Genomic DNA, 25,112 nt, shown 5'->3' on the forward strand with positions numbered 1-25,112 from the left:
GACCGGTCATTTGCGCATGCGCGGTTGTGAAGCGCGGCGATGTGCGGCAAGGACACTCCAGCGACATGGCACCGCTTCCCCCCTTTCCCTGGATCGACGTGGCGATCATCTTCGCGCTGATCGCGTTGAACGGCGTCTTTGCGATGTCCGAACTGGCCATCGTGTCGGCGCGCAAGGCGCGGCTCGAGGCGATGGCGCGTGCCGGCAAGCGCGGTGCACGTGCGGCGTTGCTGCTTGGCGCCGATCCCGGCAAGTTCCTGTCCACGGTGCAGATCGGCATCACGCTGATCGGCATTCTCGCCGGTGCCTATTCCGGCGCGAGCCTGGGCGGTCCGGTCGCGGCGCGGCTGGGCTGGCTCGGGCTGGCGGCGGATACCACGCAGACGGTCGGCTTCATCCTGGTGATCAGCATCACCACGTATGCCTCGCTGATCGTCGGCGAACTGGTGCCCAAGCAGATCGCGCTGCGCGCGCCCGAGCCGATCGCCGCGTTCATGGCCGCGCCGATGCGCTGGCTCGCCTGGGGCACCGCCCCGGTCGTGTGGCTGCTCGATTCGACCAGCGCTTTGCTGTTCAAGCTGATGCGGTTGCAGCGCGAGACCGAGGATCACGTGACGGCGGAGGAATTGCACCTGATCGTCGCCGAGGCGAGCAAATCGGGCGTGATCGAGGAGCATGAACGCTCGATCATTTCCGGCGTGGTGCGGCTGGCCGATCGCCCGGTGCGCGAAGTGATGACGCCGCGGACGGACATTATCTGGATCGATGTCGGGCTCGATGCCGATGGCATCCGCGCCGCCCTGCTTGCCGCGCCGCATAGCCGCCTGCCGGTGGCCGAAGGCTCGGTCGATGCGGTAATCGGCGTGGTGCAGGCGCGCGACATCGCTGCGGCGTTGCTCGGCGGGCACGAACTCGATCTGCGCACGCTGATGCGTCAGGCGCCGGTGGTGCTCGACCAGCTCGACGCGCTCGATGCGCTGGTCGCGCTGCGCGAAGCGGAAGTGCCGATGGCGCTGCTGCACGACGAATATGGCCATTTCGAAGGCATCGTCACGCCGACCGACCTGCTCGCGGCAATCGCCGGCGAGTTCGCGTCGGACAGCAACCCCGAGGACAGCCCTTCGGTGGTCGAGCGCGACGACGGCTCGCTGCTCGTTTCGGGGCAGATGGCGGTCGATGCCTTAGCCGAACGGCTTGGGCTCGATCTGCCTGAGGATCGCGATTACGCCACTGTCGCGGGGCTAGCGCTGGCCGTGTTTCGCCATCTGCCGGGCGAGGGCGAAAGCTTCGTGCAGCAGGGCTGGAAGTTCGAAGTGGTGGATCTGGACGGGCGGCGGATCGACAAATTGCTGGTCAGCACGGTGGGCAAGAAGGCGGGCTGAGGACGGCGCTTGCGTACCACATTCTCACCTTACCTTCCCCGGCGAAGGCCGGGGCCAATGGCGAGACGTACATTGGCGGATGCTGCGCGTTGTTACCGCCACCTATCTGCTGGCACCGGCCTTCGCCGGGGATCGGCCAACGTTGATCGATATCACCGCGGCGTGGCGATCCATTCGGTCTGCTCGCGATTGAGCGGCTCGGCGCGATAGCCATAGTCGCCCAGGAACGCCTCCGCGGCATCCGCGGCCAGGCCGAGATCGCGCATCCGGGTCGGGTTGCTCTCGTAGAACACGGTGCCGATGCGTCGTTCGGCCAACAGCCCGGCGCAGCCGCGCAACACCAGCATGTCGGCGCCCTCGACGTCGATCTTGAGCACCGCCACCGCACGATCCCCCAAGGTTTCGTCGAGCCGCACCGCGGGCACCGCGATGCCCGTTGCCCCGTCCGCGGCAAGGCCGCCCCAGCCGGTCTGCCCGGCCGCGCCTGTGTCGAACACGATCTCGCCGCTGCGGTCGAGCGCCGCCTTGGGCACCGCCTCGATGCGTGCGTCGAGATTGTTGGCGGCGACGTTGCGCGCGAGCCGGGCATAGACCGGCGGCGAGGCTTCGAACGCGACGACGCGATTGTCGGGGCGCGCAGCAGCCCATAGCAGGGTAAAATAGCCCATATTGGCGCCGACATCGACCAGCAGGCCGCCGTCCAGCGCCAAGGCAGCGATGCGGCGCGACAGCTCCGGCTCATATTCGCCGGTGAAGGCGATGTGCCCGGAAATGACGTCGCCAGGCAGCAGATCGACCATGGCCAGCGCCGGCGCATGGCGCAGTGGCGCGCGGGCGAACGGCTGCGGCCAGCGTGCCGCGCGCGCGGCATAAAAAAAACGGCTGTATAACGAGTTGCGCCCGCGTTCGGGCAACGACATCAAGATTGGCCGGCGCGCACTCATGTCGCTCTCCCCCGCAAGCGCAAAGTCTGCGACGGCGGGGCGGCTGTGTCCAGTGCGATCGTGGGGCGGATCAGCCGCCGAGTTTGCCGAACTGCGCTTCGTAGCCGGCCTTGTCGCCCGCGCTCAACAACTTGGCCTGCTCGGCCCAGCGATCGCGCGCCGGCCGACCACGGAACGTGCCTAGCCGCGCGTCGAGCGCGTCCAGTTCCACGGGGCTCATCGCCGCAATCTGATCGACGCGGGTGATGCCGAGTTCAGCCAAGGTGGCGGCGAGCTTGGGGCCCAGGCCCTTCAATTGCCGGATATCGCCCGTCGCTGCCGCGGCGACGGGCGCAGTGTTAGCCTGCGCTTGGTCGACGATCGGGGGCGGGGCCGTAGGCATGTCGAGCGGATCGGCCAGCGGCGGCGGGGCCGGGGCGACAGGCGGCGGCGTCGCCAGTACCGGGCGTTCGTCGAGCGTCTCGACCGGCGCATCCGCGGTCGCATCGGGCACGCCGGCGGCTTCGCGGTTGTCCTCAGCCTCGCGCTGTGCGGCAAGCCGGCGGCGCTTAAGCCGCATGCCGAACAGAATGCCCGCCACGGCGAGCAAGGCGAAAATGCCCATCACCATGAATTGCGCGACGGTGAAGGACGTCATGTCCGTGGGCGTGGCCGTCATCAAATGCTCCAATTACGCGTACAGGCGACTATCGCGAGGAATGCGGGTCGCGTCCATCAACTATCGGGGGTCGTTTTGGTCCCGCTGCCGTAGCGGCATTTTTGCCATTTCGGCTCAGCCTTGGCGTTCGATCTCGCGCCAGCCGATATCGCTGCGGTTGAAGCCGCTGGAGAAGTCGATCTTGGCCACCGCGTCATAGGCCAAGGTGCGTGCCGCGGCGATGGTCGGGGCCAGCGCCGTCACCGCCAGCACGCGCCCGCCGCTGGCCACCAGGGTCGCACCGTCGCGCCTGGTGCCGGCCTGGAACACGCGCGCGCCGCCCGCCTCCGCGGCGTCGACTCCGGCGATGCTGCCGCCCGCCGCCGGCGTGCCGGGATAGCCGTTCGCCGCCATCACCACGGTCAGCGCGGTGTCCGGCGCGAAGTCGGGCGCAGGCTGATCGGCCAGCGTGCCGTTGGCGACGGCGAGCAGCAATGCGAGCAGGTCGCCCTGGTAGCGCAGCATCAGCACCTGGCATTCGGGATCGCCGAACCGCGCATTATATTCGATCAGCTTGGGCCCTTCGGGGGTCAGCATCAGCCCGGCATAAAGCACGCCCGAAAACGGCGCGCCTGCCGCGGCCATCGCCGCGACGGTCGGCGCGACGATTTCCCGCAGGGCCCGCTCTTCGAGTTCTGGCGTCAGCACTGGCGCGGGGCTGTATGCGCCCATGCCGCCGGTGTTCGGCCCGGTATCGCCATCGCCGACGCGCTTATGATCCTGCGCGGTGCCGAACGGCATCAAAGCGGCGCCGTCGGTCAGCACGAACAGGCTGACTTCCTCGCCCTCGAGGAATTCCTCGATCACCGCCTCAGCCTTGGGTACCGAGAACAGATCGACGATGGCCGCTTCCGCGTCGTCGCGGGTCATCGCCACGGTCACGCCCTTGCCCGCGGCGAGCCCGTCGGCCTTGATCACCACGGGCAATCCGAAGTCGCCGAGCGCGGCCATTCCACCGTCCCTGGAAGTTACGCGAGCGTAGCGAGCGGTCGGGATGTCGGCGCGCTTGCACAGCTCCTTGGTGTAACCTTTGGACCCTTCCAGTTGCGCCGCCGCCTTGTTCGGCCCGAACACCGGCACGCCCATCATGCGGATATTGTCGGCCAGGCCATCGACCAATGGCGCTTCCGGCCCGATCACCACCAGGCCGATCGAGTGGCGATGGCAGAAATCGATTACCGCGCGGTGGTCCGCCGGATCGAGCGTGACCAGCGTGGCATGCTCGGCGATGCCGGGATTTCCGGGCGCCGCATACAGCGTGCTGATCCCTTTCGATTGCGCCAGCCGCCAGGCAAGCGCATGTTCACGGCCCCCGGAGCCGATCAGCAGGACATTCATGGCCGACCCCTTTTTCGATACCAACCACCGGCTGGTAGCCGAGGAGACTCCCGGCGACAACGCCGCCGCGATGGGCGTCGGCGAACTCGCGCAGAAACTGAAACGCGTGGTCGAAGGCGAGTTCGGCCATGTGCGGCTGCGCGGCGAGATTTCGGGCTATAAGCGCGTCGCCTCCGGCCATGCCTATCTGTCGCTGAAGGATGATAGCGCAGTGTTGGACGGCGTGATCTGGAAGGGCCAGGTCAACATGCTGCCGTTCCAGCCGCAGGACGGGATCGAGGTGATCGCCACCGGCAAGATCACCACCTATCCCGGCCGCTCGAAATACCAGATCATCATCGATCGCATGGAACTGGCCGGCGAGGGCGCGCTGATGGCGCTGCTCGAGAAGCTCAAGGCCAAGCTAGCGGGCGAAGGGCTGTTCGAGGGTGCGCGCAAGAAGCGCTTGCCATTCCTGCCGGCGCGCATTGGCGTGGTGACCTCACCGACCGGCGCGGTGATCCGCGATATCCTGCACCGGCTGGCCGATCGCTGCCCCAGCCATGTGCTGGTCTGGCCGGTCAAGGTGCAGGGCGACGGCGCGGCGCAGGAAGTGGCGCGCGCCATCGCCGGGTTCGATGCGATGCCGGCCGAGACGCGCCCCGATCTGGTCATTGTCGCGCGCGGCGGCGGCTCGATCGAGGATCTGTGGGCGTTCAACGAGGAAGTCGTGGTGCGCGCGGTGGCGGCCTGCAGCATTCCGATCATCTCGGCCGTCGGCCACGAGACCGACACCACCTTATGCGACTTCGCCGCCGATCTGCGCGCGCCGACGCCGACCGCCGCGGCGGAAATGGCCGTGCCGGTGCTGGCCGATCTGCGCCTGACGCTCGACGCGCATGCCGGGCGCACCGAACGGTGCGCGCGGCGCTATTACGATCGCGGGCGCGAGCGGCTCGAGGCGCTGGTCCGCGTGCTGCCCAAGCGCGATGCTTTGCTCGGGCCGCAGCGCCAGCGCGCCGACGATGCCGGGGCGCGGCTCGATCGCGGGCTGGAACGGCGCATCGGCAGCGCGCGCAGCCAGCTCGATCGCGCCGGCGGCGCACTCAGGCCGGCTATCCTCGAACAACGTCTGCTCCGCGCCACCGAGCGGTTGGAAGGCGTGCGGCGGTTGCTCGATTCGGTCCATCCCAACCGGCCGCTGCAGCGCGGCTATGCCTGGGTCGAGGGGCGGCCCGGCGGCAAGGTGATCTCTACCGCCGCGGCGGCGCGGGCGGCAGGGGCCGTCACGCTGCACTTCCGTGACGGAGCCGTCGACGCGCGGGTTGAGCGCGCGGGCGCCAAGGCATATGACAAGCCGACGGCTGACCAGCCGACCCTGTTATAGTCCGGATCCCCCCATGTTGATGTCGAACACCGATCGCCCCGCGCGGCTCCATTATATGGCCAATGGCTTTCGCGTGCTCGCGCCGGGTGACCACGTGGTGTGCGCGGTATCGGGCGAGCGCATCGCGCTGGAGGATCTGCGCTACTGGAGCGTGGCCGCGCAACAGGCCTATGCGTCGGCCGAAATCGCTACCGGCGCGATGAGCCCGGGTCGCTGATGGCGCGTGACGCGCGCCGGCGGCAACGCGGCCGCCAATGGGCGCTGACCGTCGCCGGTATCCTGCTGGGCAGTTGCGCCACTGCGTCGCAGCTCGCGCCGCTGGCGTCGAGCCACACGGCGGGCGCGGCCACTTTCGGCTATAGCGGCGCGCGCATCCAGGGCGGCGTGGTGATCGGCACGGCGCCGGCCGGCACCAGCCTGCTGACGCTCGATGGCGCGCCGGTCCCCGTGGCGCGCGACGGCCGTTTCCTGATCGCGTTCGACCGCGATGCCGGCCCGTCGGCGACGCTCGTCGCGACGCTCGACGACGGTCGCCAGGTGCGCGACACGCTGGCCATCGCGCCGCGCGCGTGGAACATCTCGCGGCTCGGCACCTTGCCCAAATATCCCGTGCCCGCAGCGGAATTTGCCCGCATCCGGCCAGGTGAACTGGCGCAGATCGCCGCCGCGCGCGGTATGCCGGTGGAGTCGGTGGGCTGGCGGCAGGCGTTCCTGTGGCCGACCACCGGGCGCATTTCGACCCTGTTCGGATCGCAGCGTATCTACCAAAATGGCGAGGCCGGCTCGTACCATTCGGGCATCGACATCGCGCGGGCCAGCGGCACGCCGGTGCTGGCCCCGGCGGACGGCGTGGTGATCCTGGCGGCGGACCACCCCTTCACGCTGGAGGGCAATCTGCTGATGATCGACCACGGCATGGGGCTGAGCAGCGCGTTCCTGCATCTGTCGCGGATCGACGTGCCGGTCGGCGCGCGCGTGACGCGCGGGCAGGTGGTCGGCGCGGTCGGCCGGAGCGGACGGGCGACCGGCGCGCATCTGCACTGGGGCGTGAAATGGCGCGAGGCGCGGATCGATCCGCTGCTGCTGGCGGGGCCGATGCCGGTCGAATAGCGCCCACGGCTGTTAAAGCGGCGCGCCTTCAGCGTCGTCGGCCTCCATTAGCCGCGCGACCGCGCGTCGCTCGGCGGGCGCCAAGCCCGGATGCCAGAGATCGAAGATCAGTACGACGCGCGGCGCATCGCTGTCATTGGCGGCCTCATGCTCGATCGTGTCGTCGAACACGAATGCCTCGCCGACGCGCCACTGGCGCGTTTCGGCGCCGACGCGGAACCAGCATCCATCCGGCACGATCAGCGGCAGATGGCAGACCAATCGGGTGTTGGCGACACCAGTATGCGGTGGGATGCGCGTATGCGGCTTGAGCAGCGAGAACATCGCGTTGGGCGAGCGGCCTGCGATGCTAGGCTGGCCAATGGGACCAAGCGCCGCGATTGTTTGCGGGCAAGATGCCGCATTGGATCCGACTGGCGCACCATTCTGCAGCAGATGAAATGCCGTCCAATCGAGCGAATGGTTGAGCGCCGCCCATTGCCGCACCGGCAGCCCCGGGTCATATTGCACATAAGGTTCGGCGCGTGCGCCACGCTGTCGCTGCAATGCGACATATTCGTCACGAATTGCCGCGGTTTGCGCTTCGAGCGCGGCAAGCCAGGGAAAGGCGCTGCGATCGTGAAATTCACGTTCGACGAGCCCAGGATAGTGATAGTGTGTCGGCTCGCAATGATAGACGCGCGTGCGATGAAGCGCGTTGCTGGCAAGGCGCGTGACGCGGCGCCGCATCCCGTCGTCGAGATCGGCTTGGTCGGCCGCAATGGCAGCCCAACGCGCGGCGATCTCATCTTGATAGGCGGTGCCGACGCGCCGGCCATGATCGATCATCGCCGTCAGGTGCGGCGGCACCGGCTGATCGGCCGGTAGTTGCGCTAAGGCGCGATTGTAGAAGCGCGCCGCATCGGCCGCATTGCCCTGCATTTCGTGCAAACGGGCGCGGCTCAGCAACGCCATGAAATGAAGCGGATCGATCCGTAGCACGGCAGTGATCGCGTCCTGCGCGCCCGGCAGATTTCCCGTCACACGGCGTAGCGCGGCCAGTTTCATCCAGGCTTCGGCGTGATCAGGTGCGGCGGCGACGACCTGCTCGAGCAGCGCCAGCGCGCCGACGACGTCGCCGCGTGCGGCCAGAGCATCGGCGTCGCGCTCGCGAGCGTCCATCTGTGCTTAGCGCAACCGCTTCGCGCGCACGGTCACTGCTTTTTCAAAGTCGGCGAAGAACGAACTCAGCGCACCCCGCTTTAACGTCACTTTCTGCCCTGCTTTGACCGAATAAAAGACCGGAAAATCGTCGGTCTGCGCCCACACAGCGCCATCCTCTAACGTGAAGACGATCCGGCCGCCTTCGCCTTGCCGGGTCGATTTGATCGTCGCGGTCAGCTCTTTGATCTCGGGTTCGCCGCTATTGTCGAACAGCTTGATGCTTGGCAGGGCAATGCCGAACAAGGTACGCCGCGTTTTGCGGATCTCGGCCTGATCAACCACTGCGATGCGCCGTTCCCGCACCGCAATGTCAAACGCTCCGACTTCGCGGTCGAAGCAGGCGAGTCGCGCCGCATCGTCAGCGATCGCCCGGCACGCTGCCATTTTGCCGATCGCCGCCGTGGTCGGTGGCTTTTCGTCGGCCCGAGCCGGCTGCACCGCAACAGCCAGCAACATCGCTGCCGTCACCCCGGCAACCCCGCGTGCGATCATCGTCATTTCTCCGCCCCGATTACGCCCCTGTTGCAATTCTGCTACACGATGTTGCGAACTGCAACCGGACCGTCGATCTGCGTTTACAACTCTCGGGGAGCGTTGCAAGCTTGCCATAGTCTGAACGACCGCCGGGCATGGGGTGCTCCGGCGTTCAGAAAAGGGAAGGAATCATAATAGTGATCAGCAAAACGAAGAGCGCGTTGTTGCGTAGTGTTGCGCCGATGTTCATCGGTGCTGCCGTATTTGCCGCGCCGTCCTATGCGCAGACCGCGCCGGATCCAGGTGCGGGCCCAGTTGAAGGCCAGGTTACACAGGCCGGCGCCGACGGCGAGACTGAGGCTGGCGGCGACATCGTCGTCACAGGTTCGCGTCTGCGTTCGCCCAACCTCGAAGGCGCCAGCCCGGTCACCGTGCTTAGCCAGGTCGAGCTGAAGCAGACCGGCACGACGCGCGTTGAGGATCTGCTAAACGCGCTGCCGCAGGTATTCGCTGGTCAGAACTCGGGCTATTCCAACGGTTCGACGGGTACTTCCACGGTCAACCTTCGTGGTCTTGGTTCGGAGCGCAACCTCGTGCTGGTAAACGGCCGTCGCTTGCTGCCAGGAGATCCTGGTTCGTCGGCTGCTGATATCAATGCCATCCCGGGCGCGATCGTCAAACGCATCGACGTACTGACTGGCGGTGCATCGTCCGTGTACGGTGCCGATGCCGTCACGGGCGTCGTTAACTTCGTTTTGGATACCGATTTTGAAGGAATGCGCCTCGACGGCCAGTATTCGTTCTACAACCACAACAATCGTGCTAATTCTAACGTCACCGATGCGCTTGATGCGCGTAATTTCGGCTTTCCGGATGGCCAAACCGCAGATGGCGGCACGATCGACGTAACCGCGGCGTTCGGCACCAAGTTCGGCGACGATCGTGGTCACCTGACCGCTTATGTCGGGTATCGCAAGATCAACGAAGTCACTCAGGATCGTCGTGATTATTCCTCGTGCTCGCTGAGCGCGAACACGGCGGCTCAGACGACGGCGCAGGGTCGCGAATATTCCTGCGGCGGCTCGGCCACTTCGGCGAACGGTACGTTCTTCACCAACGACGCCACGCTGCAGCTCGGGCCAGGCAATACGTTCATTCCTGGTTCTACGGCGTACAATTTCGCACCGACCAACTATTATCAGCGTCCCGACGAGCGTTACACTGCTGGTTTCTTCGCCAACTATGAAATTTCGGACGCGATCAAGCCGTATGCCGAGTTCATGTTCATGGATGATCGCACGGTGGCCCAGATCGCGCCATCGGGCATCTTCGGCGGCCCGACCTTTGGCGACACTTTCTCGATCAACTGCGACAACCCGCTCCTGTCGGCGCAGCAGCTCGGGATCGTCTGCGCTCCGACGAACCTGTTGACGTCTGCTGCTGGCGACGTCACGGCGGGTGCGGCACCGTTCAACTTCACCGATCCGGTTACGGGGCTGACCTATCAGCGTGGCCTGCTTCAGACGTTGCGTCGCAACGTAGAAGGCGGTCCGCGTCGGGACGACCTGCAGCACACCAGCTATCGTTTCGTTGGTGGCGTGAAGGGCGATCTGAGCCCCGTGTGGAACTATGATGCGTTCTACCAATATGGCCGGACGATCTTCGCCGAGACGTATTTCAACGATTTCTCGACTCGCCGCACGCAGAATGCATTCGACGTGATCGCAGGTCCGAATGGAACGCCGATTTGCCGGTCCGCTCAGGTCGGCGGCAGCGATGCCGACTGCGTTCCCTACGATATCTTCTCGACTGGCGGCGTTACGGCGGAAGCGCTGAACTATCTGCAGGTTCCAGGCTTCCAGCGTGGGATCAACACCGAGACGGTGATCAACGGCTCGCTCTCCGGGCAACTTGGCGCCTATGGCATCAAGTCGCCTTGGGCATCCGAAGGTCTCGGGCTCGTCATCGGGGGCGAATATCGTAAGGAAACTCTCGATTTTTCTTCGGACATCTCGTTCCAGACCGGCGATCTCGCCGGCCAAGGCGCGCCGACCCTGCCTGTGGCTGGCAGCTTCGACGTGAAGGAAGTGTTTACTGAAGCCCGTTTGCCGATCGTCAGCCAAAGCTTCTTCTACGATCTCACGCTGACTGGTGGATATCGTTACTCGTCATACAAGAACTCGTCTGGCGGAACATTCAACACCGATACGTACAAGCTCGAGGGCGAGTTCGCCCCAATCCGCGATATCCGTTTCCGTGGCGGATATAACCGTGCCGTGCGCGCACCGACGGTACAGGATCTGTTCGCACCCAACCGCGTTGCATTGAACGGTTCGAACGATCCGTGTGCTGGCTTCGCGATCACCGCGGCGGACGTGGGCTGTCTTGCTCAAGGTCTGACTGTCGGTCAGGTCGTTGCAGTCAACCCGGCGGGTCAGTATAACGGTCAGATCGGCGGTAACGCGAGCCTAGCGCCTGAAGTCGCTGATACCTACACTGCCGGCGTCGTTCTCCAACCGTCGTTCATCCGCGGTCTGGCGATCTCGGTTGATTACTTCAACATCAAACTCGACGGCGCGATCCAGGGAATTGGGCAGGATACCATCCTGCAGCAGTGCACCGACTCGGCCAATCCGTTCTTCTGCGGTTTGGTCAATCGCGACCAGTTTGGTTCGCTTTGGCGTTCGGACTCAGGCTTTGTGGTTGATACGACGCAGAATATCGGTGGCGTTTCCACTAGCGGTATTGACGTCAACGCAAGCTACACGGTCGGCCTTGGATCGGCTGGCAGCGTCGGCCTAAGCTTTGTCGGGACGTATCTGGACAAGCTCGTGACCGACACCGGCATCAGCAGCCCAGGAAACAACGGCAAGTTCGATTGCGTTGGCCTGTACGGCAACGTTTGCGGCACTCCGAACCCCGAGTGGCGTCATCAGGCTCGTGTTAGCTACACGGCGCCGATGGGACTGGGAGCCTCGCTGCGCTGGCGTTATTTCTCGTCCTCGTCGATCGATGCGCTGGATAGCAACCCGAACCTGAACAATGATTCGGCAGCCGGTCCGGCTCCTGGCGGGGTTGCTCGTCCTGGATTGGATAAGCTGGACGCGGTCAACTACTTCGATCTTGCGCTTACTGCGCGGATCGCAGAGAACTACAACTTCCGCATTGGTGCGAATAACCTGCTCGACAAGCAGCCGCAGCTTACGGGGTCGCAGTCCTGCCCGGCCGGTCCGTGCAACGGCAACACCTTCCCCGGCGTGTACGATGCGATCGGTCGTTATATCTACGCAGGTGTAACGCTTGAGTTCTAAGCTGAACGCTCGGCGAGAATACTGAAACGGCGGGCGGCAACGCCCGCCGTTTTTCTTTTGTGCAAGGCTACGGTAGGGAAGGCTATGTCCGTGACGGTGCCCCGCCCGATGTCCCGATCGACCCCCGACCCGACGGATATCATTGCCACATTGCGTCGGGCTGTGAAGGCCGACCCCGATGCGGCGACGCGGTGCGGGATCCTCGCAATGCGCGCGTATCTGGAGGAAGATGCGATCGATTTGCTGCGCGCGGCCGCAGAACGCCATCGCGGCCACGCTGCCTTATCGCAGGTATACGGACTGGTGGCGCGCAACCTCGGGGATATGACAACTGCTTGCGCGGCTCTTTCACGTGCTCACCAGCGTGCGCCAGCCGACGCGCTGATTGCGCATGGCTTGGCACGGGCGCGGATCGAAGCGGGCCTGCCCGCGATCGACGCTTATCAACGCGCGCTGCAGCTTGCACCGGCGGATGGTGCAGTGATCCTCGGCTTTGCGGCAGCACGTTTCGCGGAACGCGACGTGGACGGGGCGATCGATAACATCGCGGCGATCGTCGAGCGACAGCCGCTATGGCTCGATGGCCATGCCACGCTCGCGCGGTTACGGGGGATGGCGGCGCGCGACGACGATATGGGCAGTTATCGTAGAGCGCTGGCGCAAATGCCCCAAGCCGCAGCCCTGTGGCAAGCGTGGCTCGCCACATTGGTTGCCGCGGAACGGTTTACGGAGATACCCGCGGTTATCGCCGCCGCGCGGCAGGCCGCCCCAGCCACGCCGGGGCTCGACCTTTACGAAGCGGTGGCGGCCGACGAGACCGGCGATATCGACCGTGCCGGCGGCATATTCGATCGCCTGCCGTACGACGACAACATCGCGGTCATCATTCGCAAGGTCCGCTCGTTACTGCGGCGCGACCGCATCGTTGAAGCCGCCGCGCTGGCGGAACGCAGCACGACGCTGGCGGGCGGTAACGGATTGTGGCCGTATCTTGCGCTGGCCTGGCGGCTATTGGGCGATCCGCGGTGGGCGTGGTTGGAGGGCGATGCAGCGTTTGTACAGGTCCACGATCTCGGCGACACGATCGGCGATCTCGAGGCGCTGGCAGCCAGGCTTCGATCGCTGCACATTGCTAGCGCGCAGCCGCTCGACCAATCGGTGCGCGGCGGCACGCAAACCGACGGGGCGCTGTTCTTGCGCATCGACCCGGAAATTCGCCGGCTGCGCTCGGCTGTGGACAAGGCGGTGGCAGCCTATATCGCCGCCCTGCCACCGCCTGATCCCACGCATCCGTTACTTGGGGTACGGCGCCGGCCAGTCCGCTTCGCCGGCAGTTGGTCGGTACGGCTGACCGATGGTGGGCATCATACCGATCATGTTCACGGGCAGGGCTGGATCAGTTCGGCCTTTTACGTGGCCCTGCCTCCCGGGGTGGGCGCGGATGATGATGCCGGCTGGCTGACGCTTGGCGCGTCGCGAGCGCTGTTGCCCGACCTCCAGCCGCTGCGTCGGATCGAGCCGAAGCCTGGCCGGCTGGTGCTTTTCCCGTCGACCATGTGGCACGGCACCAACCGGTTCGCGGCCGGCGAACGCTTGACCGTCGCTTTTGATATGGCGCGGCTGATATGACAACGACACCCGAAGGTATCGCGCGGAGCGACGCAACACTGCGCATGATCGGTGCGCTGATGCGCGCCGGACGACTGGCGGAGGCGCGTGCGGCCAGCGAGGCTGAATTGGCCGAGGGCGATCATTCCGATGCAATGCTGGGGCTGGCGGCGATGTTGGCCGCGCAAAGCAACGATCCCGCGGCGGCGGCGGTGCATCTCGAACAGATGGTGGCGCGTCGACCGAATGATCGCGCCGCGCGGATCAATCTCGCGCAGGCGCTGCTCGCGCTGGGCCAATTCGACCGCATCGAGCCGCTATGTGCACCACTGGCCGGGGATCCCGGCGTCGATCGCTTGATCGCGTTCGCAGTACATCAATTAGGCGATCTGGGCCGGGCGCGACGATTATACCGAGAAGTGGTCAACCGGTTCGCGGATGATGTGGACAGCTGGGCCAATTTAGGAAAAGTCCACGATGCGTTGGGCGAGGCGGATGCGGCGATCGCGGCGTTCGAGCGGGCGATCTCGCTACGCCCAAGCGACGTGCGGCTACATCTCACCTTGGCCGGAATTCTCGAACGGAACGATCGCGGTGCCGCACGGCAGCGCGTGATGCGCGATGCGGCTAAAATGCGTCCGGACGATGCGGAGGTGCAGCTTGCGCTGGGGCTGGCTGAGGCGTCACTGGAAAACACGGTACCGGCCGAAGCCGCGTTACGACGCGCGGTCGCGTTGGCGCCAGACCATTGCGCGGCGTGGCTGGAACTCGGGCTGTGGCTAGAGAACAATAATCGGATCGACGACCTTGAGGCGCTGATCGCGAATGGCCCGCGGGGCGTGGCCGAGATGGCGTTGCTCGACGCCTGGGTGGCGTTCCGGCGGCATCGATTTGCCGAGGCGCGGCAGATCGCCGCGACATTGCCCGAAACGCTCAATCCGATCCGGCGCTTTCACTTACAGGGCGAAGCTGCCGATCGTTGCGGGGATTCTGCCGCGGCGTTCGACGCCTTCCGCCAGATGAATGCCGCATCTTTGGCCGCAGCCCCCGCTTTCCCCGCCGGACCGACTTATCGCGAAAAGGTGGTCGATGGGATTGCCGCGCTTCGTCAGTCGCCGAGCGCCCCGCGTGCCGTGCCAATGTCGGATGAAATGCCAACCCCGGTCTTCATCGTCGGGTTTCCTCGCTCCGGAACGACACTGCTCGACACGATTTTCGGACGGTTGCCGAACACATTCATCTTGGAAGAACAGCCGCTCATACCCAATATCGAGCAACGGGTCGGCGCGCCATCGCGGCTTGCCGCGCTCGACGCCGCGACCATCGCCAGGCACCGCCGGACATATCTGGCTGGCTTGCGGGCCATGGCGCCCGAGGCGGACGGTAAGCGCATCGTCGACAAGCATCCGCTGCATATGGCGCGCATGCCGCTGGTGCACGCCTTGTTTCCCGACGCCCGCATATTGTTTGTCGAGCGGCATCCCTTCGACGTCGTGCTCAGCTGTTTTGCATCGAATTTTCGTCTCAACCAAGCGATGCGTAGTTTCACCGAGATCAAGGAGGCGGCGCTCACCTATGATGCGGTGTTGACCGCGTGGACGGCGGCGCGCGAAACGCTCGACCTGAAGGTGCATGCGGTCCGCTACGAGCGGCTGGTGTCGTCTCCCGAAGCTGAGATACGGCCGGCGCTCGCTTTTATCGGCGCCGACTACGATCCCGCGATCCTGGATACCGTGGCTGCGGCCAAAGCGCGCGGTCACGTCCGCACGGCGAGTTATGCCCAGGTATCCGAACCGATCTACCAGCGTTCGGTGGCGCGGTGGGAACGCTATCGTGACCAATTGGAACCCGTACGGTCGATCCTTGCGCCGTGGGCGGAGCACTTCGGCTACCGTTGCTGATCGTCGTGCTGGATCAGGGAGTGTAGCGGTTCATTTGCAGTCGCTCGATATCACGTCGATCCAGCGCCTGATCATCGGACCATTTTTGCGCCGTGCGACAATCCCGATTGGGCTTCAGACGGCTGCCAAGTGTGGGCAAGGTCTTGCAGATGATGCGGTCGGGATCGCCTTTTACGGGCCTATGCGCCGTCTGAACGCGGGTGTCCGGGACTTGGGCTCCGACCGACACGGGTGACGTCAGCATCGCACCTAAGACGAACAAGCCCGGAAACCGCATCGGTCATCCCCTCAAGCCCATAGTTACATCAGATACCGCTATTACCCTTGTATCGGTTGGACTGCAGACGATCGAGATCGCGCCGCTCCATGGCTTGATCGTCCGACCATTGCTTCGCGGTACGGCAGTCCTTGTTCGGTTTCAGGCGGCTGCCGGTCGTGGCCAAGGTCTTGCAGACGATACGGTTGGGGTCGCCCTTTACCGCCTTTGTCGCGGGGGTAGGGGCCACGGTAGACTGCGCCTGAGCCGTCACCGGACCAGCACACAAGGCGGTGGCAAGCAATATCATGGACAAGCGCATCGATAAATCCTCAAGCAACACCATGGTGATCCAAAGTATATGGCATAATATCAGCCGCCTATTGTCAAGACAAGCTTCCCATCGCCCTCCTCGACTCGCACCGTGGCGCCATCCTTCACGTCGCCGCGCAGGATCAGGTCCGCCAGCGGGTCCTGCAGATAACGCTGCACCGCGCGTTTCAGGGGCCGTGCGCCGTACACCGGATCATACCCCACTCGGCCCAGCCAGGTCCGCGCGCCGTCGGTAAGGTCCAGCGTGATCTTGCGATCGGCGAGCAGCTTGCCGATGCGGCCGACCTGAATGTCGACGATCGGCGCCATCTCGCTCTGTCCCAGGCGGTGGAACAGGATGATTTCGTCCAGCCGGTTGAGGAATTCCGGGCGGAAATGGCCGCGCACGATCTCCATCACCTGCGGCTCGACCGTCGAGACATCCGCACCGTCGGGCATGGCGGTGAGATACTGGCTCCCCAGGTTCGAGGTCAGGATGATCAGCGTGTTGCTGAAATCGACCGTGCGGCCCTGGCCGTCGGTCAGCCGACCATCGTCGAGCACCTGCAGCAGGATGTTGAACACATCGCCGTGCGCCTTCTCGACCTCGTCGAACAGGATCACCTGATACGGCCGCCGCCGGACAGCTTCGGTCAGCACGCCGCCTTCTTCATAGCCGACATAGCCGGGAGGCGCGCCGATCAGCCGGGCGACGGCGTGCTTCTCCATGAATTCGCTCATGTCGATGCGCACCATCGCGCTCGGATCATCGAACAGGAATTCGGCCAGAGCCTTGGTCAGTTCGGTCTTGCCGACGCCGGTGGGGCCGAGGAACAGGAACGAGCCCAATGGCCGATTGGCTTCCTGCAAGCCCGCGCGTGAACGCCGCACGGCGGTGGAAACGGCGCGCACGGCCTGTTGCTGGCCGATCACGCGCTTGCCGATCGCCTCTTCCATGCCGAGCAATTTGGCGCGCTCGCCCTCCAACATGCGATCGACCGGGATGCCGGTCCAGCGGCTGACCACGCCGGCAATATCGTCGGCGGTGACTTCCTCGCGCAGCATGGCGCCCTTGGCCGCGCCGGCGGCGTCATCGAGCTGGCGCTGCAGATCGGGGATGCGGCCATAGGAAAGCTCGCCCGCCTTGGCGAGATCGCCGGCGCGCTGCGCCTGCTCCAGTTCGAGCCGCGCGGCATCGAGCTGCTCCTTGAGCTTCCCTTCGGCAGCGATCTTGTCCTTTTCCGCCTGCCAGCGCGTGGTCAGTTCGGCGGAGGATTGTTCGAGATTGGCGAGTTCGCCTTCCAGCGTGGTCAGCCGGTCGCGCGAGGCCTGGTCGCTTTCGCGCTTCAGCGCCTCGCGTTCGATCTTGAGCTGGATGATGCGGCGGTCGAGATTTTCGATCTCTTCGGGCTTGCTCTCCACCTCCATGCGGATGCGGCTCGCCGCCTCGTCCATCAGGTCGATCGCCTTGTCGGGCAGGAAGCGATCGGTGATGTAGCGATTCGACAAGGTCGCCGAGGCGACGATCGCGCCGTCGGTGATGCGCACGCCGTGGTGCAGCTCGTATTTCTCCTTCAGGCCGCGCAGGATCGAAATCGTATCCTCGACCGTCGGCTCGTCGGCAAACACCGGCTGGAAGCGCCGCTGCAGCGCCGGATCCTTTTCGACATGCTTGCGATATTCATCGAGCGTGGTCGCGCCGATGCAATGCAGTTCGCCGCGCGCCAGCGCGGGTTTCAATAGGTTGGACGCGTCCATCGCGCCTTCTCCTTTGCCCGCGCCGACCAATGTGTGCATCTCGTCGATGAACAAAATGATGTCGCCCTCGGCGGCCTTCACCTCATCGAGCACGCCTTTGAGGCGCTCCTCGAATTCGCCGCGATATTTGGCGCCGGCGATCAGCGAGCCCATGTCGAGCGACATGAGTTTGCGGCCCTTGAGCGTATCGGGCACGTCGCCATTGGCGATGCGGATCGCCAGGCCCTCGGCGATGGCGGTCTTGCCGACGCCGGGTTCGCCGATCAGCACGGGATTGTTCTTGGTTCGTCGAGCGAGGATCTGGATCGTGCGGCGGATTTCCTCGTCACGGCCGATCACGGGATCGAGTTTGCCGTCGCGCGCCGCCTGCGTAAGATCGCGGGCGAACTTTTTCAGCGCGTCGAACTTGTCCTCGGCGCCCGCGCTGTCGGCGGTGCGGCCGTTGCGGACTTCATTGATCGCGCTGTTGAGCGCCTCGGGCGTCACGCCGGCGGTCTTCAGCGCCTTGCCGGCGACGGTGTTGAGCGAAAGGGCGAGCGCGACCAGCAGGCGCTCGACAGTGACGAAACTGTCGCCAGCCTTGGTCGCGATCTGCTCGGCGGAATCGAGCACGCGCACGGCATCGTTGTCGAGGCCGGGCGTCTGCTGCGCGCCGCCGCCGGAGACGGCAGGGATCTTCGACAAAGCGAGATCGGTTTCTGTAACCGCTTTCTTCGGGTCGCCGCCGGCGGCGGTGATCAGCCCCGCGGCCATGCCTTGTTCGTCTTCGAGCAACGCCTTGAGGATATGCTCGGGAGCGATGCGCTGATGGCTCATGCGGATCGCGACAGTTTGCGCGGATTGCAGGAAGCCCTTCGCGCGGTCGGTGAATTTCTCGATGTTCATGGGTGTTCCGCCCTGTTGAATGCCCATGCGATGTAGTGTGGTATTCAGCCACACAAGCGTTTCGGTAGCGGCGAATGTTGAGAATGTTGACTCGATCGCGCTTTTTTTCCGACGTCTCAACATTCGCGATTCTCGGCGACTTGCGACGCGACGCGGGATGGTAACCCGGCAAGGTTCGTGTAGGACAGCAGAAAATATATAGGGGGGTGAGGATGATGCGAAAGCTTGGCAAGGCCTTGATTGCATTGCTTGTTCTGGTGGCAGCGATCGCCATCGGGCTGATCGTGTGGGAGCCGCTGTCCGCCAGCGCCGCCGCGCCGCCGCCGCCTCATAAATATGACAGCGTGATCGCGCGGGACAAATTCGGCGTGCCGCATATCTTCGGCAAGACCGATCCGGATGTCGCTTATGGCGTGGCCTATGCCCATGCCGAGGACGATTTCTCGACATTGCAGGAAGCGGTGGCAATGGCGCGCGGGCGTTTGGGGGCGATGACCGGCGCGGATGGCGCGAAGGTCGATTATGCGCTGCACCTGCTCGGCGCGCGCGCGACGGTGGACCGCGATTATCTGAAGCAGCCCGCGGATGTGCGGGCGTTGCTCGATGGCTATGCCACCGGGCTCAACACCTATGCTGCGCGGCATCCGGGCGAAGTGCGGTTGGCCAAGCTGTTCCCGGTCAACGGCCAGGATATCGCCACTGGCTTCGTGCTGCGCACGCCGTTCTTCTTCGGGCTGGATCAGGTGCTCGGCGCACTCTCCGGCGATACGCCGCTGCCGCGTGAAACGGCAGGGCCGACGCCGGATGCGCCGGGGCCGCTGGCCGTGCCGGCCGGGCAGGACGCTGCCCGGCAATCGGTCGGCGAAGGCAATATGAATGGCTCCAATGCGTTCGTCGTCGCGCCGTCCCGCTCGGCCGATGGCTTTACCCGCGTCGTGTCCAATTCGCATCAGCCCTGGGCCGGGCCGGTGGCGTGGTACGAACTGGTGGTCCATTCGGGCACCGGCTGGAACTTTGCCGGTGCGACCTTCCCCGGCGTGCCCTATCCGGTGCTCGGGCATAACGAGCATCTCGGCTGGACCAACACGGTCAACCGGCCCGATCTGGTCGATGTCTACAAGCTCAAGCTGGGGCAGGGGGGCGACACCTATCTGTTCGATGGCAAGCAGGTGTCGCTACAGGCGACGCGCATCTGGCTGCACGTGAAGATGGGGCCGTTCGTGCTGCCCATACCCAAGACGGTGTATCGTTCGGTCCACGGGCCGGTGATCGTCAACAAGAGCGGCGCGTTCGCGATGCGCTATGGCGGCGCTGACCAATTGCGCATGGTCGAGCAATATTACCGCATCACGCGCGCGCAGAATTTTGCCGAATGGCAGAAGGCGATGAGCCTGCAGGGCGTATCGGCGACCAATTTCCTCTATGGCGATGCCGCCGGGAATATCGCCTATTTCTACAATGCCGCTTTCCCCAACCGCAAACCCGGCTTTGATTACCGAACCGTGTTGCCGGGCGACACGTCGCGCGATCTGGCGGCGGGAACGGTACCCTGGAGCCAGATACCGCGTAACGTGAACCCGGCATCTGGCTTCCTCGCCAATGCCAATAATACGCCGTTCCAGGCGGCGGGGGCGGGATCGGAGCTGAAACCAGGCGATTATTCCCCGTTGCTGGGCATCGAGACCGACACGACCAATCGCGGCACGCGATCGGTGGAGCTGATGGGGCAGGACGGCTCGATCAGCGCGGCCGATCTGGAGCGCATCAAATATGATACCGGGGTGAGCAAGCTGAGTTGGGCGGCGCGCTGGTATGAGGCTGTCGCGGCGGTGGATGCCAAGGGCGACCGGCAACTGATTGCGGCCAAGGCGTTGATGGCAAAATGGAACTGGCGCTTCGATGGCACCAACCCGGCCGAGGCGCTGGCGGCGATCCTGCTGCGCGCCGGCCAAGCATGGCATTATCCGCGCAAGGACCCGAAGGATCCGCGCGCCGAACTGGCCACCGCGGCGGCGTATCTGACCAAGCATTTCGGGCGCATCGATCCGCCGCTGGGGGTCGTGCTGCGGTTGCGCCATGGCAAGGTCGATCTGCCGCTCGACGGCGCGCCGGACGTGCTGCGCGCGGCCTCGACCTGGGTCGAGGCGGATGACGGGCGGCTGGTGGTCAATCATGGCGACAGCTTCATCATGTTCATGGCGTGGGACAAAGCGGGGCGCGTGTCGTCGACCTCGATCCAGCCATATGGCGCGGCGACGACGCGGCCGGGCTCGCCGCATTATGCCGACCAGGCGGCCTTGTTCGTGGCGCACAAGACCAAGCCGGTGAATTTCTGGCCGGTGGATTTGCGGCGGAATGTCGAGCGGGTTTATCGGCCTTAGCCATTCTTCCTAGCCTTTCCCCGGCGAAGGCGGGGGCCCAGGGTAATTGCCGCTGCGTTCGTTACCACCGCCTTCGCGGCTGGGCCCCGGCCTTCGCCGGGGAAGCGTAAAGGTGGGAAGGGCTAATTCCCTTTTTTCGCTGCCCGTTGCACGCCGGTCTTCTGGTGCTACGTTGAGGCATAACTCTGCGTCTCAAGGATATTTTCCACACATGACCAAGATCCTCGCTTTGTCCGGCGTGGCGCTGCTTGCGCTCGCGACGCCCGCTATTGCCGCCCCCAAGGCTGCGGCCCCCGCGCCGGTGTCCGCGCTCGTCAAGCAGGTCGACATTCCCTACGAGACGTTCACGCTGCCCAACGGCCTGCGCGTCATCGTCCATACCGATCGCAAGGCGCCGGTCGTGGCGGTGTCCGTCTGGTACGATGTCGGCTCGAAGCACGAGCCCAAGGGCAAATCGGGCTTTGCCCATCTGTTCGAGCATCTGATGTTCAACGGCAGCGAAAACGCCCCGAACGATTTCTTCGAGCCCCTGAAGCAGGTCGGCGCGACCGATTTCAATGGCACGACCTATTTCGATCGCACCAACTATTTCGAGACCGTGCCGACCGCCGCGCTGGACCGGGCATTGTTCCTCGAATCCGATCGCATGGGCTATCTCACCGGCGCGATCACGCAGAGCGTGCTCGATGAGCAGCGCGGTGTGGTGCAGAATGAGAAACGCTCGGGCGACAACCAGCCTTACGGGCTGATCGAATATAAGATGAACGAGGGTCTGTTCCCGGCCGATCACCCGTACGGCCACACCACGATCGGGTCGATGGCCGATCTCGATCAGGCCAAGCTGGCCGACGTGAAGGCGTGGTTCAAAGATCATTACGGGCCCAATAACGCCGTGCTGGTGCTGGCCGGCGATGTCGATCTTGCCACCGCCAAGCGACTGGTGGACAAGAATTTCGCGGTCATTCCGCGCGGGCCGCAGTCCAAGCTGCCGACCGTATCGATACCGCTGTTGAGTGCGCCGAAGCGCGAGGAAATGAAGGATCGTGTCGCCGCCACCTTGCTGGTGCGCTCCTGGCCGGTGCCGGGGCTGAACGATCCGGATGCGACGGCGCTCGACGTGGCCGCCGGCGCGCTCGGCGGCCTGTCCAGCTCGCGGCTGCAGAACATCCTGGTGCGGCAGGAAAAGCTCGCCGTGCAGGTCAGCGTGGGCAATTCGAGCTATGCGCAGGTCGGCACGTTCGACATCTATACCGTGGTGCGCCCCGGCGTTGACGCGGCGGTGGTGGCCAAGCGCGTCGACGAGATCGTCGCCGATTTCATCAAGACCGGCCCGACCGAAGACGAGGTGCGGCGCTATGTGACCAAGACCACGGTCGATCGCATCGAGGGGCTGGAATCGGTCGGCGGGTTCGGCGGCAAGGCGGTCGCCTTGGCCGAAGGCGCGCTCTATTCGAACGATCCCGGTTTCTACAAGAAGCAGCTTGCCGAGCTTGCCGCGCAAACCCCGGCGAGCGTCAAGGCGGCGATCGCCAAATGGCTAACCAAGCCGTCCTACAGCCTGTCGGTGGTGAACGGCCCGCGCGACGCTTATGCCGAGGCGGAAGTGCCAGCCGAGGTCAAGATCGTCGAAGCGGCAGTGGCCAAGCCCAAGGGCACGCGCGGCGCCTTGCCCGCGGTCGGCGATGTCGCCGGGCTGACCTTCCCCAAGGTCGAGCGCACGCGGCTGCGGAACGGCATCGAACTGGTCTATGCGCAGCGTGGCGCGGTGCCGATCACCCAGGCGGTGATCAGCTTCGACGCCGGCGTCGCCGCCGATGTGGCGGGCAAGCTCGGCACGCAGCAATTGACGCTCGGCATGATGGACGAAGGCACGACGACGCTCGATTCGACCAAGCTGGCCGAAGCGCGCGAGCGGTTGGGCGTGGATATCGGCACCGGCGCGAGCCTCGACCGTACCTATGTCTCGATGGCGGCGCCAAGCGCCAATCTCGGCGCGGCCAGCGACCTGTTCGCCGACGTGACGCGCAACCCGGCATTCGCGCCGGCGGAAGTCGCGCGCGTCAAGAACCAGCAACTGGCCGGCATTGCGCAGGAGCTGACCAGCCCCGGCGGTCTGGCCAACCGCGTGCTGCCCAAATTGATCTACGGGCCGGCTTCGCCCTACGCCAAATCGTCGGGCGGCGGCGATCCGGTGGCGGTGGAGACGTTGACGCGCGCCGATCTCGTCGCGTTCCAGCACGCCTGGTTGCGGCCGGAGAAAGCGAAGATCTTCGTGGTCAGCGATCTGCCGCTGGCCACCGTCAAGGCGGCGTTCGACCAGCGCTTCGGCGACTGGAAGGGCACCGGCCCGGCCGGCAGCAAGACCTTCGGCCCCACCGCCGGCACGGCGACTCCCAAGATCATTCTGGTCGACCGCCCGGATTCGCCGCAGTCGCAGATTTCCGCCGGGCTCGTCACCGGACTCAATGGCAGCGACGATCTGCTGCCGGTGATCACCGCCAATGATGCGCTGGGCGGCAGCTTCCTCAGCCGGATCAACATGGATCTGCGCGAGGGCAAGCATTGGTCCTACGGCGTGAGCGGCTATTTCCAGCGCAGCGAGAATGCCGCGCCTTATGTCATCAGCGCGCCAGTCCAGGCCGACAAGACGGGCGAGTCGATCAAGGCGCTCCGCCAGGACATTGCCGAGTTCGTCGGCGCCAAGCCGCTCACCCAGGCCGAGTTCGATCGCTCGATTACCGGCGCGACGCGGTCGCTGTCGGGCAATTTCGAAACGTCGGGCGATGTGCTGAGCGCGATGCAGCAGAACGATCTCTACAAGCGCCCGGACGATTATTACGCCACCGTAACGCAAAAATATCGCGGGCTGACGCGGGACCAGCTTGACGCTGCGGCACGCGCGGCGATCGACCCCAAGAAGATCGTCTGGGTGGTGGTTGGCGACGCCAAGACGGTCCGGCCGCAGCTTGACAGTCTCGGCCTGCCCGTCGAGGTAATTGCCGCGGCGTCCGTTGCGGGCGGCGCCCCGAATTCAGGAGAAAAATGATGGCCGATGTCGATGGCACTTGGGATACCGTTGTTAAGTCGCCGCTGGGCGACCAGAAGTCCACGCTGACCGTCAAGAGCGACGGCAGCACCTTCACCGGCACCAACAGTGGCGGCATGGGCTCGGTCGAGATCGAAGACGGCAAGGTCGATGGCAACACGATCAGTTGGACGATGAAGATGACCGTGCCAATGCCGATGACGCTGGATTGCACCGCGACCGTCGACGGCGACACGATCACCGGCAGCGTCGGCGCCGGCGCGTTCGGCAGCTTCCCGCTCGCAGGCACGCGCGCGGCGTAAGCCGCAACGCGCTACGGCGTTGCAGAGCCCGCTTCTCCTATTTGGGGAAGCGGGCTTTTCTATGACTTAAGAGTCAAAGCGCGGCCTCCAGCCATGGCGGTATGATGGCATCGCCCAGCGCTTCGACGCGGCGATGCTCGACCATCAGGTCGAGCTCGGGATAGGTCGCGCGGGTGCGATCGGTCGGTTCGCCCAGCGGGGCGACCACCAGGCGGCGGTTGACCTTGCTGCGGTGGTGCATCCGCGCGGTATTTTCCTGGCCGACGTAACAGCCCTTGGTGAAGCTGACGCCGTTCAGCTCGCGCGCATTGCATTCGAGCCACAGCGTCTTGTCGCTGCCCAGTTCGGCCACGCCTTCGGTGACGCCGAGCGACAGGCGGTGGGCGGGCCAGCCGGTGGCGGGTTCGCTTGGCGGTGCGAGCCAGCGATAGCCCAAGGCAGCAAGCCGCGGATCGGGGGTGCCCTGCGCAGGCGCGGACGACCAATGCACCGTGCGCTCGTCCACCTCGATCGTAATTGCGCGGCGCAGGCGGTAGATCGACAGGCGGCGCTTGAGACCTTCAGCGGCGCTCGCTTCGCAATCGAGCAAGATGGCATCGCCGTCGGGCCACAGGATGAAGTCGAACAAGGCCTTGCCCTGCGGCGTCAGCAACCCGGCCCAGACCGGCAGCGGCCCGGCCAGGTCGGCGGTGACCAGCCCTTGCAGGAACCCGCGGACATCGTCCCCCGACAGGCGCAGCAGCGATCGATCGGCGAGCATGGTGGCAGTCATCCCGCCGAGGTAGGGCGGGCAGGGGGCAGCGGCAATACGCGGCTGGCGATTTGCCCGCCCAGGCGT

19 protein-coding genes are annotated in these 25,112 nt (G+C 65.1%); 10 read left to right on the plus strand and 9 right to left on the minus strand.

Going from position 1 to position 25,112, the window contains the following annotated elements:
* The first annotated feature begins 65 nt into the window (after positions 1–65).
* Positions 66–1,382 (plus strand): hemolysin family protein, encoded by a 1,317-nt coding sequence (locus tag U1739_RS17520; RefSeq protein WP_332709885.1) that lies wholly within the window; start codon positions 66–68, stop codon positions 1,380–1,382.
* A 152-nt stretch (positions 1,383–1,534) separates the two neighbouring features.
* Here U1739_RS17520 and U1739_RS17525 read toward each other — a convergent pair whose 3' ends face one another.
* The 3 genes from U1739_RS17525 to purD form a co-directional block, all read right to left on the minus strand.
* On the minus strand, positions 1,535–2,326 hold the full coding sequence (locus U1739_RS17525) for an FkbM family methyltransferase (RefSeq protein WP_332709886.1): 792 nt from the start codon (positions 2,324–2,326) through the stop codon (positions 1,535–1,537).
* A 70-nt stretch (positions 2,327–2,396) separates the two neighbouring features.
* The gene (locus U1739_RS17530) at positions 2,397–2,984 is read right to left on the minus strand and encodes a helix-hairpin-helix domain-containing protein (RefSeq protein ID WP_332709887.1); all 588 of its coding nucleotides are present in this window, start codon (positions 2,982–2,984) and stop codon (positions 2,397–2,399) included.
* A gap of 114 nt (positions 2,985–3,098) precedes the next feature.
* Positions 3,099–4,361, minus strand: coding sequence for a phosphoribosylamine--glycine ligase (gene purD, locus U1739_RS17535; RefSeq protein WP_332709888.1), 1,263 nt, complete (start codon positions 4,359–4,361; stop codon positions 3,099–3,101).
* On the opposite strand from purD, the gene xseA reads away from it, so the two are divergent.
* Genes xseA through U1739_RS17550 form a run of 3 tightly spaced genes read left to right on the plus strand, consistent with a single transcriptional unit; the run spans position 4,360 to position 6,837 of the window.
* Complete coding sequence (gene xseA, locus U1739_RS17540) at positions 4,360–5,727, plus strand: exodeoxyribonuclease VII large subunit (RefSeq protein ID WP_332709889.1); 1,368 nt, start codon at positions 4,360–4,362, stop codon at positions 5,725–5,727. The genes purD and xseA overlap by 2 nt on opposite strands.
* A gap of 13 nt (positions 5,728–5,740) precedes the next feature.
* Positions 5,741–5,944 carry a DUF2093 domain-containing protein gene (locus U1739_RS17545; protein WP_332709891.1) on the plus strand — a complete coding sequence of 68 codons (204 nt, stop codon included), beginning with the start codon at positions 5,741–5,743 and terminating at the stop codon, positions 5,942–5,944.
* Positions 5,944–6,837 (plus strand): M23 family metallopeptidase, encoded by an 894-nt coding sequence (locus tag U1739_RS17550; RefSeq protein ID WP_332709893.1) that lies wholly within the window; start codon positions 5,944–5,946, stop codon positions 6,835–6,837. Before U1739_RS17545 ends, U1739_RS17550 begins: the two co-directional genes overlap by 1 nt.
* 12 nt (positions 6,838–6,849) lie before the next feature.
* Here the strand turns inward: U1739_RS17550 and U1739_RS17555 are convergent, their stop codons facing one another.
* Positions 6,850–7,998, minus strand: a complete 1,149-nt coding sequence (locus tag U1739_RS17555) for an aspartyl/asparaginyl beta-hydroxylase domain-containing protein (RefSeq protein WP_332709895.1) — start codon at positions 7,996–7,998, stop codon at positions 6,850–6,852.
* A 6-nt stretch (positions 7,999–8,004) separates the two neighbouring features.
* Positions 8,005–8,649, minus strand: a complete 645-nt coding sequence (locus U1739_RS17560; protein ID WP_332709896.1) for a hypothetical protein — start codon at positions 8,647–8,649, stop codon at positions 8,005–8,007.
* A gap of 62 nt (positions 8,650–8,711) precedes the next feature.
* Here U1739_RS17560 and U1739_RS17565 point away from each other — a divergent pair, with 62 nt between their 5' ends.
* From U1739_RS17565 to U1739_RS17575, 3 genes are all read left to right on the plus strand, one after another.
* Positions 8,712–11,825, plus strand: a complete 3,114-nt coding sequence (locus tag U1739_RS17565) for a TonB-dependent receptor domain-containing protein (RefSeq protein WP_332709897.1) — start codon at positions 8,712–8,714, stop codon at positions 11,823–11,825.
* Positions 11,826–12,032: 207 nt separating this feature from the next.
* A complete protein-coding gene (locus U1739_RS17570) occupies positions 12,033–13,454 on the plus strand; it encodes a putative 2OG-Fe(II) oxygenase (protein WP_332709898.1) in 1,422 nt (473 codons plus the stop codon).
* Complete coding sequence (locus tag U1739_RS17575; protein ID WP_332709899.1) at positions 13,451–15,334, plus strand: tetratricopeptide repeat-containing sulfotransferase family protein; 1,884 nt, start codon at positions 13,451–13,453, stop codon at positions 15,332–15,334. The genes U1739_RS17570 and U1739_RS17575 overlap by 4 nt, the downstream gene beginning before the upstream one ends.
* A gap of 13 nt (positions 15,335–15,347) precedes the next feature.
* Here the strand turns inward: U1739_RS17575 and U1739_RS17580 are convergent, their stop codons facing one another.
* From U1739_RS17580 to clpB, 3 genes are read right to left on the minus strand one after another with little or no spacing between them, the layout of a single operon-like run.
* Entirely contained in the window at positions 15,348–15,611 is a 264-nt protein-coding gene (locus tag U1739_RS17580) for a hypothetical protein (RefSeq protein ID WP_332709900.1), read from the minus strand.
* Positions 15,612–15,639: 28 nt separating this feature from the next.
* Complete coding sequence (locus U1739_RS17585; RefSeq protein WP_332709901.1) at positions 15,640–15,912, minus strand: hypothetical protein; 273 nt, start codon at positions 15,910–15,912, stop codon at positions 15,640–15,642.
* Between the two features lie 50 nt (positions 15,913–15,962).
* Positions 15,963–18,545 (minus strand): ATP-dependent chaperone ClpB, encoded by a 2,583-nt coding sequence (gene clpB, locus U1739_RS17590; protein WP_332709902.1) that lies wholly within the window; start codon positions 18,543–18,545, stop codon positions 15,963–15,965.
* A gap of 212 nt (positions 18,546–18,757) precedes the next feature.
* Here clpB and U1739_RS17595 point away from each other — a divergent pair, with 212 nt between their 5' ends.
* The 3 genes from U1739_RS17595 to U1739_RS17605 all read left to right on the plus strand — a co-directional run bounded on the left by U1739_RS17595 (position 18,758) and on the right by U1739_RS17605 (position 24,274).
* Positions 18,758–20,926, plus strand: a complete 2,169-nt coding sequence (locus U1739_RS17595) for a penicillin acylase family protein (protein WP_443025595.1) — start codon at positions 18,758–18,760, stop codon at positions 20,924–20,926.
* Between the two features lie 211 nt (positions 20,927–21,137).
* The gene (locus U1739_RS17600) at positions 21,138–23,972 is read left to right on the plus strand and encodes a M16 family metallopeptidase (RefSeq protein WP_332709903.1); all 2,835 of its coding nucleotides are present in this window, start codon (positions 21,138–21,140) and stop codon (positions 23,970–23,972) included.
* Complete coding sequence (locus U1739_RS17605) at positions 23,972–24,274, plus strand: hypothetical protein (protein ID WP_332709904.1); 303 nt, start codon at positions 23,972–23,974, stop codon at positions 24,272–24,274. Before U1739_RS17600 ends, U1739_RS17605 begins: the two co-directional genes overlap by 1 nt.
* Positions 24,275–24,347: 73 nt before the next feature.
* On the opposite strand, the gene ygfZ is transcribed toward U1739_RS17605, so the two are convergent.
* Positions 24,348–25,034, minus strand: coding sequence for a CAF17-like 4Fe-4S cluster assembly/insertion protein YgfZ (gene ygfZ / locus U1739_RS17610; RefSeq protein ID WP_332709905.1), 687 nt, complete (start codon positions 25,032–25,034; stop codon positions 24,348–24,350).
* Positions 25,035–25,112: the final 78 nt, after the last annotated feature.

Origin of the sequence: Parasphingomonas puruogangriensis (assembly GCF_036663635.1) — a bacterium.
Taxonomy (GTDB): Bacteria; Pseudomonadota; Alphaproteobacteria; order Sphingomonadales; family Sphingomonadaceae; genus Sphingomonas.

Excerpts from the sequence above, each read along its gene's own strand:
- U1739_RS17585 (WP_332709901.1), bottom strand. The coding sequence starts at position 15,912 with ATGCGCTTGTCCATGATATTGCTTGCCACCGCCTTGTGTGCTGGTCCG.
- purD (WP_332709888.1), bottom strand. The coding sequence starts at position 4,361 with ATGAATGTCCTGCTGATCGGCTCCGGGGGCCGTGAACATGCGCTTGCC.
- U1739_RS17525 (WP_332709886.1), bottom strand. The coding sequence starts at position 2,326 with ATGAGTGCGCGCCGGCCAATCTTGATGTCGTTGCCCGAACGCGGGCGC.
- U1739_RS17550 (WP_332709893.1), top strand. The coding sequence starts at position 5,944 with ATGGCGCGTGACGCGCGCCGGCGGCAACGCGGCCGCCAATGGGCGCTG.
- U1739_RS17605 (WP_332709904.1), top strand. The coding sequence starts at position 23,972 with ATGGCCGATGTCGATGGCACTTGGGATACCGTTGTTAAGTCGCCGCTG.
- U1739_RS17545 (WP_332709891.1), top strand. The coding sequence starts at position 5,741 with ATGTTGATGTCGAACACCGATCGCCCCGCGCGGCTCCATTATATGGCC.
- ygfZ (WP_332709905.1), bottom strand. The coding sequence starts at position 25,034 with ATGCTCGCCGATCGATCGCTGCTGCGCCTGTCGGGGGACGATGTCCGC.
- U1739_RS17570 (WP_332709898.1), top strand. The coding sequence starts at position 12,033 with ATGCGCGCGTATCTGGAGGAAGATGCGATCGATTTGCTGCGCGCGGCC.
- U1739_RS17580 (WP_332709900.1), bottom strand. The coding sequence starts at position 15,611 with ATGCGGTTTCCGGGCTTGTTCGTCTTAGGTGCGATGCTGACGTCACCC.
- U1739_RS17530 (WP_332709887.1), bottom strand. The coding sequence starts at position 2,984 with ATGACGGCCACGCCCACGGACATGACGTCCTTCACCGTCGCGCAATTC.
- U1739_RS17595 (WP_443025595.1), top strand. The coding sequence starts at position 18,758 with ATGATGCGAAAGCTTGGCAAGGCCTTGATTGCATTGCTTGTTCTGGTG.
- U1739_RS17520 (WP_332709885.1), top strand. The coding sequence starts at position 66 with ATGGCACCGCTTCCCCCCTTTCCCTGGATCGACGTGGCGATCATCTTC.
- U1739_RS17555 (WP_332709895.1), bottom strand. The coding sequence starts at position 7,998 with ATGGACGCTCGCGAGCGCGACGCCGATGCTCTGGCCGCACGCGGCGAC.
- clpB (WP_332709902.1), bottom strand. The coding sequence starts at position 18,545 with ATGAACATCGAGAAATTCACCGACCGCGCGAAGGGCTTCCTGCAATCC.
- U1739_RS17575 (WP_332709899.1), top strand. The coding sequence starts at position 13,451 with ATGACAACGACACCCGAAGGTATCGCGCGGAGCGACGCAACACTGCGC.
- U1739_RS17600 (WP_332709903.1), top strand. The coding sequence starts at position 21,138 with ATGACCAAGATCCTCGCTTTGTCCGGCGTGGCGCTGCTTGCGCTCGCG.
- xseA (WP_332709889.1), top strand. The coding sequence starts at position 4,360 with ATGGCCGACCCCTTTTTCGATACCAACCACCGGCTGGTAGCCGAGGAG.
- U1739_RS17560 (WP_332709896.1), bottom strand. The coding sequence starts at position 8,649 with ATGGCAAGCTTGCAACGCTCCCCGAGAGTTGTAAACGCAGATCGACGG.